The sequence below is a fragment of the Streptomyces sp. NPDC003011 genome (assembly GCF_053591515.1).
In genome coordinates, this window is the sequence record NZ_JBSFTY010000155.1 from 1 (window position 1) to 11,142 (window position 11,142).

At 73.6% G+C, this 11,142-nt stretch carries 10 protein-coding genes and 1 pseudogene; 8 read left to right on the forward strand and 3 right to left on the reverse strand.

What is annotated here, in order from left to right:
- Nucleotides 1-249: 249 nt before the first annotated feature.
- Genes tsaB through ACWD0J_RS40335 form a run of 4 tightly spaced genes read left to right on the forward strand, consistent with a single transcriptional unit; the run spans nt 250 to nt 2,780 of the window.
- Entirely contained in the window at nt 250-906 is a 657-nt protein-coding gene (tsaB, locus tag ACWD0J_RS40320; protein WP_451500837.1) for a tRNA (adenosine(37)-N6)-threonylcarbamoyltransferase complex dimerization subunit type 1 TsaB, read from the forward strand.
- Between the two features lie 32 nt (nt 907-938).
- Complete coding sequence (rimI, locus tag ACWD0J_RS40325; RefSeq protein ID WP_451500845.1) at nt 939-1,448, forward strand: ribosomal protein S18-alanine N-acetyltransferase; 510 nt, start codon at nt 939-941, stop codon at nt 1,446-1,448.
- Entirely contained in the window at nt 1,441-2,526 is a 1,086-nt protein-coding gene (gene tsaD, locus ACWD0J_RS40330) for a tRNA (adenosine(37)-N6)-threonylcarbamoyltransferase complex transferase subunit TsaD (protein WP_451500838.1), read from the forward strand. The genes rimI and tsaD overlap by 8 nt, the downstream gene beginning before the upstream one ends.
- Entirely contained in the window at nt 2,523-2,780 is a 258-nt protein-coding gene (locus ACWD0J_RS40335; RefSeq protein WP_451500839.1) for a hypothetical protein, read from the forward strand. The genes tsaD and ACWD0J_RS40335 overlap by 4 nt, the downstream gene beginning before the upstream one ends.
- Here ACWD0J_RS40335 and ACWD0J_RS40340 read toward each other — a convergent pair.
- Together ACWD0J_RS40340 and ACWD0J_RS40345 are read right to left on the reverse strand one after the other, a co-directional pair.
- A complete protein-coding gene (locus ACWD0J_RS40340; protein WP_451500840.1) occupies nt 2,731-3,258 on the reverse strand; it encodes a hypothetical protein in 528 nt (175 codons plus the stop codon). The genes ACWD0J_RS40335 and ACWD0J_RS40340 overlap by 50 nt on opposite strands.
- Before the next feature lie 37 nt (nt 3,259-3,295).
- On the reverse strand, nt 3,296-5,608 hold the full coding sequence (locus ACWD0J_RS40345; protein WP_451500841.1) for a beta-xylosidase/alpha-l-arabinosidase: 2,313 nt from the start codon (nt 5,606-5,608) through the stop codon (nt 3,296-3,298).
- A gap of 122 nt (nt 5,609-5,730) precedes the next feature.
- Here ACWD0J_RS40345 and ACWD0J_RS40350 point away from each other — a divergent pair, with 122 nt between their 5' ends.
- The 3 genes from ACWD0J_RS40350 (at nt 5,731) to ACWD0J_RS40360 (ending at nt 9,525) form a co-directional block, all read left to right on the forward strand.
- On the forward strand, nt 5,731-6,792 hold the full coding sequence (locus ACWD0J_RS40350; protein ID WP_451500842.1) for a LacI family DNA-binding transcriptional regulator: 1,062 nt from the start codon (nt 5,731-5,733) through the stop codon (nt 6,790-6,792).
- 218 nt (nt 6,793-7,010) lie between these two features.
- Nucleotides 7,011-8,351 carry an endo-1,4-beta-xylanase gene (locus ACWD0J_RS40355; protein WP_451500846.1) on the forward strand — a complete coding sequence of 447 codons (1,341 nt, stop codon included), beginning with the start codon at nt 7,011-7,013 and terminating at the stop codon, nt 8,349-8,351.
- Nucleotides 8,352-8,445: 94 nt separating this feature from the next.
- The gene (locus ACWD0J_RS40360; RefSeq protein WP_451500843.1) at nt 8,446-9,525 is read left to right on the forward strand and encodes an LCP family protein; all 1,080 of its coding nucleotides are present in this window, start codon (nt 8,446-8,448) and stop codon (nt 9,523-9,525) included.
- 139 nt (nt 9,526-9,664) lie between these two features.
- Here the strand turns inward: ACWD0J_RS40360 and ACWD0J_RS40365 are convergent, their stop codons facing one another.
- Entirely contained in the window at nt 9,665-10,834 is a 1,170-nt protein-coding gene (locus ACWD0J_RS40365; protein WP_451500844.1) for a class I SAM-dependent methyltransferase, read from the reverse strand.
- A gap of 90 nt (nt 10,835-10,924) precedes the next feature.
- On the opposite strand from ACWD0J_RS40365, the pseudogene ACWD0J_RS40370 reads away from it, so the two are divergent.
- Nucleotides 10,925-11,142: pseudogene (locus tag ACWD0J_RS40370) on the forward strand (hypothetical protein); the annotation flags it as partial.

Here is an 11,142-nt window from a genome sequence, read left to right on the forward strand (position 1 = left end):
CCCGAACTGCCCCTCCCCTACTGGGCCCAGGGCATCCGGCTCGGCGGCAAGGTGACCGCCGAAGGGCTCCTCTTCGCGTTGTACGACGGCCTGAGCCGCCACGGTGAGGCCGGCCACGAATCCGGCGCTGCTGCTTGTCACGGTCTCCCACCTCTGTGTCGTACGCCGCGCTTCGTGGCGAAGGTAGCAGCAGGTGACCGCCCGGCCGGGACGTCGGTGCCGGGCGCGTGAGAGCCGTAGGCTGTTTGCGTGCTCTTGCTCGCTCTGGATACCGCCACCCCCGCCGTCACCGTCGCGCTGCACGACGGCACGGACGTCATCGCCTCGTCGAGTCAGGTGGACGCGCGCCGGCACGGGGAGCTGCTGCTGCCGGCCGTGGACCGGGTGTTCGCCGAGGCCGGTCTCAAGCTCGACGCGGTCACCGGGATCGTCGTCGGCATCGGCCCCGGCCCCTACACCGGACTGCGCGTCGGTCTGATGACCGCCGAGACCTTCGGGCTCGCGCTCGGCGTCCCCGTGCACGGCGTGTGCACGCTGGACGGCCTCGCGTACGCGGCCGACATCGACAAGGGGCCCTTCGTGGTGGCGACCGACGCCCGGCGCAAGGAGGTCTACTGGGCCGAGTACGCCGACGCGCGCACCCGCCTCACCGACCCCGCCGTCGACCGGCCCGCCGACATCGCCGACCGGGTCGCGGGACGGCCCGCCGTCGGCGCGGGCGCGCTGCTGTACCCGGACACCTTCCCGAGCGCCCACGAGCCCGAGCACGTCTCGGCCGCCGCCCTCGCGTCGCTGGCGGCCGAGAGACTCGGCACGGGCGGGCAACTGCCCGCGCCCCGGCCGCTGTACCTGCGCCGGCCCGACGCCCAGGTCCCCAAGAACTACAAGGTGGTCACCCCGAAGTGACCGAAGCGAGCGTGACCCCTCGACTGCGCGAGATGCGCTGGTGGGACATCGACCCCGTGCTCGAACTGGAGCGGGACCTCTTCCCCGAGGACGCCTGGTCGCGGGGGATGTTCTGGTCCGAACTGGCGCATGCCCGGGGCCCCGAGGCGACCCGGCGGTACGTCGTCGCCGAGGACGGTGACGGGCGGATCGTCGGATACGCGGGACTGGCCTCCGCCGGGGAGCTGGCGGACGTGCAGACCATCGCCGTCGCCCGCGACCACCAGGGCACCGGCCTCGGCAGCCGGCTGCTGACCGAGCTGCTGCGGGCCGCCACCGCCTTCGAGTGCGCCGAAGTGATGCTGGAGTGCCGGGTGGACAACGCCCGCGCCCAGAAGCTCTACGAGCGCTTCGGCTTCGCGCCCATCGGCTTCCGGCGCGGCTACTACCAGCCGGGCAACGTGGACGCGCTCGTGATGCGGCTGACCGTCGCGTCCGACAGCGGCCCCGCCCCCGGCGCCCCCTCCGCACCCGACGTACAAGGAACCGAGATCCATGGCTGACGAACCCCTGGTCCTGGGGATCGAGACCTCCTGCGACGAGACCGGTGTCGGCATCGTCCGCGGCACCACCCTGCTGGCCGACGCCATCGCGTCCAGCGTCGACGAGCACGCCCGCTTCGGCGGGGTGGTGCCGGAGGTCGCCTCCCGGGCGCACCTGGAGGCGATGGTGCCGACCGTCGAGCGCGCGCTGAAGGAGGCGGGGGTGAGCGCGAAGGACCTCGACGGCATCGCGGTCACCGCCGGTCCGGGGCTCGCCGGCGCCCTGCTGGTCGGTGTCTCCGCGGCCAAGGCGTACGCCTACGCGCTCGGCAAGCCCCTCTACGGCGTCAACCACCTCGCCTCCCACATCTGCGTGGACCAGCTGGAGCACGGCGCCCTGCCGGAGCCGACGATGGCCCTGCTGGTGTCCGGCGGGCACTCCTCCCTGCTGCTGTCGAGCGACATCACCTCCGATGTGCGGCCCATGGGCGCCACCATCGACGACGCGGCCGGCGAGGCCTTCGACAAGATCGCCCGGGTGCTGAACCTGGGCTTCCCGGGCGGCCCTGTCATCGACCGGTACGCGAAGGAGGGCGACCCGGCGGCGATCGCGTTCCCGCGCGGACTGACCGGGCCGCGCGACGCGGCGTACGACTTCTCCTTCTCGGGGCTGAAGACGGCCGTGGCCCGCTGGATCGAGGCGAAGCGGGCGGCGGGGGAGGACGTGCCGGTGCGCGACGTGGCGGCCTCCTTCCAGGAGGCGGTCGTCGACGTGCTGACCCGCAAGGCCGTGCGGGCCTGCAAGGACGAGGGCGTCGACCACCTGATGATCGGCGGCGGAGTGGCCGCCAACTCGCGGCTGCGGGCCCTCGCGCAGGAGCGCTGCGAGGCGGCCGGGATCCGGCTGCGGGTGCCGCGGCCCAAGCTGTGCACGGACAACGGGGCGATGGTGGCCGCGCTGGGCGCGGAGATGGTCGCCCGCAACCGGCCGGCGTCCGGCTGGGACCTGTCGGCGGACTCCTCGCTGCCGGTGACGGAGCCGCACGTCCCGGGCCACGACCATGTGCACGAGGTCAGCAAGGAGAACCTGTACCCGTGACGGTCGCGTTGATGTGGGAGGCCCGGGCGGCGGACGGGCGGGGCGGGGAACTGCTGGCCTGGGCGCGGGCGCAGGAGCTGCCCGGGGCGCCCCTGCGCCGGGAGACCTTCCGGGCGCCGGCGGACCGGGTGCTGGTCGTCACCTGGTGGGACGCGGCCTACGACGCCGAGCTGCCGGAACTGCCGGAGCCCGGGGGCGACCTGGTCACCCGGGCGGTGCACCGGTGGCGGTTCGAGTCGGTGGCGTCGGACTGACCGGGGAGCAGGCCAGCTTCCAGGGGTCGTCCTCGTCGTGGCCCTGCCACAGCAGCACCCCGTGCCGGCGTTCCCAGCGGGCGGCGACCAGGCTCTCGGTCAGCCAGGACAGCGCCCGCCACCCAAGGAGCAGGGTCAGGGCGGGCTCCCACAGCAGGGACACGGCCAGCGCCGCCGCGAGGAAGCCGGCGAAGACCGTCAGGCGGACCGGCCGGCGGCGCAGGGAGTCGCCCCCCGCAGGCGGGTCCGCCAAGGGGACCGCTGCCTCGTAGGCCCGTGCCCTGCCGACCCACCTGAGCCGGGACGCCTTCACCGGCGTCCACAGCGCCACGACGGCGATCAGCACGGCGTGCGGCAGCCACCACCTGCCGGACAGCTCCGGGAACCCGCGGACCGCGCACAGCACCGCCGCCGTGACGGACAGCGCGGCCGCCGCGGCGATGGCCGCCCTCACCTCGTCGTGGACGTACCGGCCCATCGCATCCCCCGTGCCCCCGTGCGGCCCGGCGCCGGGCTCATCCCACGCCCGACACCTCCGTCTCGCAGCGCAGTCTGCGGTCCGGCCCCGGCTCCCGGACCGGTCCCGTGAGGGTCAGCCGGGCCGTGTGCCGCACCTCCGCGCTGGACACCGCCAACCGTAGTTCCAGCGCGCCCGGTTCGACCACCCTCCGGCCGCGGCGGTCGGTGAAGGCCGAATGGTCCGCGTGGAAGCGGAAGGTGACCCGGCGGCCCTCGCCCGGCTCCAGCTCCAGCCGCCGGTAACCGATCAGACGCACGTCCGGGCGGGTCACCGAGGCCACCGGATCGTGCAGGTACAGCTGGACGACCTCGGCCCCCGCCCGCTCGCCCGTGTTGCGGACCGTCACCGACACGTCGTACGAGCCGTCCGTGCCGATCGTCGCGGGTTCCGCGCCGCCGGTGAAGTCCGCCCAGGTGAACTCCGTGTACGCACGGCCGTGTCCGAACGGGTACAGCGGGGTCGGGTCCAGGTTGCTGACCTCCCCCGCCAGGCCCAGCGGGGGCTGGAGGTAGGTCCAGGGCTGGCCGCCGCGGTCGTGCGGGACGCTCACCGGGAGGCGGCCGGAGGGGTTCACGCGGCCCGACAGCACTCCCGCGACCGCCGGGCCGCCCTCCTCGCCCGGGAAGAACGCCTGGACGACCGCGGCGAGCCGGCCGTGCCAGCGGCCGAGCGCGTAGGGGCGGCCGGTCAGCAGCACCAGCACCACCGGGACGCCCGTCGCCACCAGCGAGTCGAGCAACGCGGACTGCACGCCCGGCAGGTGCAGGTCGGTCGCGTCGCAGCCCTCGCCGGAGGTGCCCCGGCCGAACAGGCCCGCCCGGTCGCCGAGGACCGCCACGCACACGTCCGCCTCCGCGGTGCGGGCCACCGCCTCCTCGAAGCCCGTGGTGTCCGGGTCGGAGACCCCGCAGCCCTGCGCGAACGTGACCTTCGCGTCGGGGAGTTCGGCGCGCAGCGACTCCAGCAGCGTCGGGATCTCGATGCCCGTCGCCACCTCGGGGTGGTGCGTGAGCACATGGGACGGGAAGGAGTAGCAGCCGAGCATGGCCAGCGCGTCCGCCGCGCGCGGACCGACCACCGCGATCCTGGTGTCCGGGGCCAGCGGGAGCAGGCCGTCCGGGTTGTCCAGCAGGACCACCGACTCCTCGGCCAGCCGGCGGGCCAGCGCGCGGTTCGCCGCGGAGTCCAGGTTGATCCGGCCGGCCGGCTCGGGCTGCCAGTCCTCGTCCAGCAGGCCCAGTTCGCACTTCTGGAGCAGCACGCGCCGGACCGCGCGGTCGACCAGGTCCTCGGGGATCTCGCCCGCCCGGACCGCCTCCAGGAGCGGGCGGCCGTAGCACTTCAGGGTCGGCAGCTCCACGTCGATGCCGGCCGCGAGCGCCGCGTGCGCCGCCTCCGCCTCGGTGCCCGCCACCCGGTGCAGGGTCTGCAGGAAGCCGATGCCGAAGTAGTCGGCGACCACGGTGCCCGTGAACCCCCAGCGCTCGCGCAGGAGTCCGGTCAGCAGTCCCGGGTCCGCCGACGCCGGGACGCCGTCCGTCTCCGTGTACGCGGCCATCACCGAGCGGGCGCCGCCCTCGCGCAGGGCCATCTCGAACGGCGGGAGCGTGATGTCCGCGACCTCCCGGACACCGGCCCGTACCGGGGCCTGGTTGCGGGCGCCGGCCGAGGAGGCGTACCCGGCGAAGTGCTTGAGCGTGGCGACGATCCCGGCCGACTCCAGACCCCGCACATAGGCGGAGCCGACGGTGCCGACCAGGTACGGGTCCTCGCCGATGGTCTCCTCGACCCGGCCCCAGCGGAGATCCCGTACGACGTCCAGGACCGGCGCGAGCCCCTGGTGGACGCCGACCGAGCGCAGGTCCTGGCCGATGCGGCGGCCCAGCTCCTCGACCAGCCCGGGGTCGAAGGTGGCGCCCCAGGCCAGCGGGACCGGGTAGGCGGTCGCCTGCCAGGCGGTGAAACCGGCCAGGCACTCCTCGTGGGCGAGCGCGGGAATGCCGAAGCGGCCGGCCTCGACGATACGGCGCTGGGCGCGGGCCAGTGCCTGCGCGCCCAGCGCCGGGTCCACCGGGGCCGTGCCGAAGGGGCGGGTGAGCTGGCCCAGACCGTGGGTGATCAGCTCGTCCCAGTCGACGTCGGTGGTCATCTCGCGTTGGAGGGGGGCGACCCCGTCGCCGTCCGTGCTGGCGCCCACCCATACGCCGTACAGCTGGGCGGTCTTCTCCTCCAGGGTCATCCGGGGGAGGAGGTCGTCGACGCGGGCGGCGGCGGGCAGGGCGGGGTCACGCCAGGGGGCGGTGGTCATGAAACTCCTGTCGGGGTGGAGGGCCCTCTCGCGAATGTTTCGAGATGTAAGTCGAATGTTTTGGGAACCTAGGGCGGTGAGGGGGGTTCGTCAAGAGGTCGCGCAGGGATACGATCGCCGCCATGACACCCCCGGAGCCCGCGGAAACCCGGACGACAATCCCCTCGGCGGCACGGGCCGCACAGACCGCGACCCTTGCCGAGATCGCCCGTGAGGCCGGCGTTTCGGCGCCGACAGTTTCGAAGGTCCTCAACGGCCGCGCCGATGTCGCCCCGGCGACCCGCAGCCGGGTGGAGGAACTCCTGCGCGCCCACGGCTACCGGCGCCGCCGCGCCGAGGCCAGCCGCTCACCCCTGATCGACCTGGTCTTCCACGAACTGGAGAGCGCCTGGGCGATGGAGGTCATCCGGGGCGTGGAGAACGTGGCCCGGGACGCCGGGCTGAGCGTGGTGCTGAGCGAGAGCGCGGGGCGGCTCACCCCGGGACGCACCTGGGCCGACCAGGTCGCCGCCCGCCGCCCGCACGGCGTGATCCTCGTACTGTCCGGGCTCGACGAGTCCCAGCGCGCCCTGCTGAACAGCCGCTCCATCCCGTTCGTCGTGATGGACCCGGCCGGCGACCCGGGCGCCGACGTGCCCTCCATCGGCGCCACCAACTGGCAGGGCGGGCTCGCCGCCACCCGGCATCTGGTCGACCTCGGGCACACCCGCATCGGCGCGATCACCGGGCCGTCCCGGATGATGTGCAGCCGGGCCCGCGTCGACGGCTACCGGGCGGCCCTGGAGACCGCCGGGCTGCCGGTGGACCCGGAGCTGATCGTGGCCGGCGACTTCCACCACGAGGCCGGCTACCGGCGGGGACTGGAACTGCTGCGCCGCCCGGACCGGCCGACCGCCGTCTTCGCCGGCAACGACCTCCAGGCGCTCGGTCTGTACGAGGCCGCGCGCGAGCTGGGGCTCAGGATCCCGGAGGACCTGAGCGTGGTCGGGTTCGACGATCTGCCGGTGGCGCCCTGGGTGGGCCCGCCGCTGACGACCGTGCGGCAGCCGCTGACGGAGATGGCGGAGGCGGCCGCGAAGCTGGTCCTCGACCTCGGGCGGGAGGAGGGGTCCGCGGCGGCGACCCGGGTGGAACTGGCGACGAGCCTGGTGGTGCGGGCGAGCACCGGGGCGCCTCCGGCGTGAGCCTCGCGTCCCCGGCGTGACCCTCGCGCCTCGGGTGGCCGGAAGGTGACGTATTGACGGGCGGGGCGCCTCCCTCCACACTCCTCCGAAGTCAATCGGTTGAACGACCGAAACTTTCGGAGGCACCCGCATTGAGAACCTCCAGAACCTCCAGAACCCCCGGAACCTTCAGAACCAGAACCTTCAGAACCAGAACCTCCGGAACTCCCAGAACCTCCCTGCGCGTGCGCTGCACCGCCCTGTTCGCCGGAATCACAGCCGTCGGTGCCCTGCTCGCCGCCGGCACGACCGGCGCCCAGGCCGCCGACGCGCCCCTGCGCGACCTCGCCGCCGCCAAGGGCAAGGTCATGGGCACGGCGGTCACCGGCTCCAAGCTCACCGGCACCTACGGCGAGATCGCCGGGCGCGAGTTCAACGCGCTCACCCCGGGCAACGCCATGAAGTGGGGCTCGGTCGAGCCGGCCCGGGGCACCTTCGACTGGGCCGAGGCCGACCGGATCGTCGACTTCGCCGAGGCCCACGGCCAGCAGGTGCGCGGCCACACCCTGGTCTGGCACAGCCAGAACCCCGGCTGGCTGGACAACGGCACCTGGACCCCGGCCCAGCTGAGCCAGCTGATGAAGGACCACATCGCGACCGAGGTCGGCCGCTACAAGGGCCGCCTCGCCACCTGGGACGTGGTGAACGAGCCCTTCAACGAGGACGGCACCTACCGGCAGACCCTCTGGTACAACGGCCTCGGCGCCGACTACATCGCCCAGGCCCTGACCGCCGCCCGCGCCGCCGACCCCGCCGCCAGGCTGTACATCAACGACTACAACGTCGAGGGCGTCAACGCGAAGAGCACCGCTCTGTACAACCTGGTCAAGTCCCTCAAGGAGCGCGGCGTCCCGATCGACGGGGTGGGGCTGCAGGCCCACCTGATCGTCGGCCAGGTGCCGTCGACGCTCCAGCAGAACATCCAGCGGTTCGCCGATCTCGGTGTCGACGTGGCGATCACCGAGCTGGACATCCGCATGCAGCTCCCGTCCGACAGCGCCAAGCTGACCCAGCAGGCCGCCGACTACAAGGCGGTCGTGAACGCCTGCGTGGCGGTGGCGCGGTGCGTCGGTGTCACCGTCTGGGGCTTCACCGACTCCGACTCCTGGATCCCGGACACCTTCCCGGGCCAGGGCGCGGCGACCCCGTACGACGAGAACTACGCGCCGAAACCCGCGTACCACGCGATCGCCGAGGCGCTCGGCGGGACCACGACCCCGCCGACGGGTGCCTGCACGGCGGCCTACAGCGTGACCAGCCAGTGGGACACCGGGTTCACGGGGCAGGTCAGGATCGCCTGCACGGGGGCCGCGCTGTCGTCCTGGAAGGCCGGCTGGACCTTCGGTGCGGGACAGCGGATCACCCAGGCCTGGAACGCGAGCTGTACGCAGTCGGGCGCGGTGGTCAGTTGCTCCAACGCCTCCTACAACGGGTCGGTGCCCAGCGGCGGCTCGGTGACCTTCGGGTTCAACGGGTCGTGGAGCGGGGGCAATCCGGTGCCGACGGTGACCTTGGGGTGACGGTCCGTCACGGAATGCTCGCTTCCGGGCGAGAAGTCTGAGAATTCCCGAAGGAATGCAGGTAGGAGGTTCCTTCGCGCAATAAATCGGAATTATGTTCAGGTCCGTGACCGGACATGACGAGAGCAGCGACGAGAACGGGGACGCGGCCAGAAGAGCCGGCCGGCGGTCGGCGGTGCTCAAGACCGCCGGCCTCACTCTGGCGGGGGTGCTGGTACTCGGCGTCGCGGCGGCGGGCTGGGCGTACTGGCATCTCAACAGCAACATCAAGAGCGTCGACATCAACGGCGCGCTCGGCGACGACCGCCCGCCCAAGGCGGTGACGACACCGTCCTCGTCCGGTACCGCCGCCGCCTCCCCGCTGCCCACCGGATCCCTCAACATCCTGGTCCTCGGCTCGGACACGCGCAGCGGCAAGGAGAACCAGGAACTCGGCGGCGGCACCAGCGAGGGCGCCCGGTCCGACACGGCGATGGTGGTGCACCTGGACGCCGGCCGGACGACGGCGACCGTGGTCAGCATCCCGCGCGACACGCTCGTCACCCGGCCCTCCTGCCCGCTGCCGTCGGGCGACTCGACGGCCGAGCGGTACGGCGCGATGTTCAACAGCGCGTTCTCGGTGGGCGGGGCGGTGTGCGCGGTGAAGACGGTCGAGTCGCTCACCGACGTGCGCATGGACCACTACATCGAGATCGACTTCGCGGGCTTCGCGAAGCTCGTGGACGCGCTCGGCGGGGTCACCGTCACCACGGACGAGGACATCGACGACGAGGACAGCCACCTGAAGCTGGACGCCGGCACCCACGAACTCGACGGCGCGCAGGCCCTCGCCCTGGCCCGTACCCGGCACGGCGTCGGCGACGGCAGCGACCTCGGCCGCATCGGCCTCCAGCAGAAGCTGGTGAAGGCGCTGCTGGAGCAGATCTCCTCGACCGACCTGCTCTCCGACCCGACCCGGCTGTACAGCGTGGCAGACGCGGTCACCGGCAGCCTCACCACGGACACCGGCCTCGACTCGCTGAGCGAGCTGATACGGCTCGGGCAGAGCCTGCGGGGGCTGTCCGCGGACGAGATGACCACGGTGACCATGCCGGTGGTGCCGGCACCATCGGACAGCAACCGGGTGGTGGCCGAGGAGCCGGAGGCGGGCGAGCTCTGGGAGTCACTGCGCTGACCGCGGCCCCCGGGCACCGGGGGGCCTGTCCGGCACGGGCCGGACGGGCCGGGCCGGGAAAAATCTCCGAGTGATTCCGGCGCGCGTGACGGGTCACAGTCCGCGGTCGCGAGCCGGACCCGTGCCGGTGCGCCGGGCGTCACCCCGTCCGGTGGCCCAGCAGCATCGTGGGGGCTCCCGCGACCCGGGTCAGGAACACGGTGGCCGAGTGGGGCCCGTGCTGCTTGGGGAGCGCCTTGCGGCGCAGCTCCTCCGGCTCCACCGCCGACCCGCGCTTCTTCACGGTCAGGATCCCGACCTCCCGTTCCCGCAGCAGCGCCTTCAGCTTCTTGACGTTGAACGGCAGCCGGTCGGTGATCTCGTAGGCGGTGGCGTACGGGGTCGGGCGGAGCTCGTCGGAGGTCACGTAGGCGATCGTGGCGTCGAGCAGTCCGCCGTCGAGCCGGTCGGCGACCTCGGCGACCAGGTGGGCGCGGATGACGGCGCCGTCGGGCTCGTACAGGTAGCGGCCGACGGGGCGGACCCGGGGGTCCGGCAGGCCCCGGCCGAGGAGGGTGCGCGGGCCGGGCAGCAGGGTGGCGCGGACCGCTCCCGGCTCGGTGCCGAACCACAGCACCGCTTCCTTCACGTCCCCGCCGTCCGAGATCCACTCGGCCTCGGCCTCGGCCGGGACGGCCTCGTGCGGGATGCCCGGGGCGACCTTCAGCGCGGCCCACCGGGCCCTGGACGCCGCGCCCACCGCCCAGGACAGCGGCGGCGAGTACGCCTCCGGGTCGAAGATCCGGCCCCGGCCGCCGCGCCGCGCCGGGTCGACGAACACGGCGTCGTACGCGGCCGTGTCGACCTCCGTGACGTCCGCCTCCCGCACCTCGATGAGGCCGGCGAGGCCGAGCGCGTCCGCGTTCGCCCGGGCCACCGCCGCCGTCACCGGGTCGCGGTCCACCGCCAGCACCCGGACTCCGGCCCGCGCGAACGCGACGGCGTCGCCGCCGATCCCGCAGCACAGGTCGGCCACGGAGGTCACGCCCAGCTCCCTCAGCCGCCGCGCCCGGTACGCCGCCACGCTCGCCCGGGTCGACTGCTCGACCCCGTTCGGGGTGAAGAACATCCGCCCGGCGTCCCCGGCCCCGAACTTCGCCGCCGCCCGCTGCCGCAGCCGCGCCTGCCCGAGCGCCGCCGACACCAGTGCGGCGGGGTGCGCGCGGCGCAGCCGGGTGGCGACGGCGAGCTCGTCGGCGGGGTCGGTGTCGCGCACCTCGTCGAGGAGGGCACGGCCTTCGGGGGTGAGGAGGAGAGCGAGGTCGTTCACCGGCTCATTGTGGGCCAGTCGGTGGACGGTCCGCCTCCGGCGGCGGTGTCGCCCGGGGCGCGCGGGAGCGGCCTGCGAGGATCCGGCACCATGCGAACGGTAGGACAAAAATACAAAAGTCGGTCATCCGCGGCGGTGCGGGGCGGCATCGCCGTGCTCGCCGCCGCGGCCATCGCCTCCGGCTGCGCGCCGGTCGGCGGCCCCGACGTACCGCCCGCCCCCGGCCAGCAGGGCGCCAAGGAGGGGCTCTCCCTGGACTCGCGTCTGCTGGCGGAACTGCTCGGCCAGGCGGAGCTGCGCGAACTGCT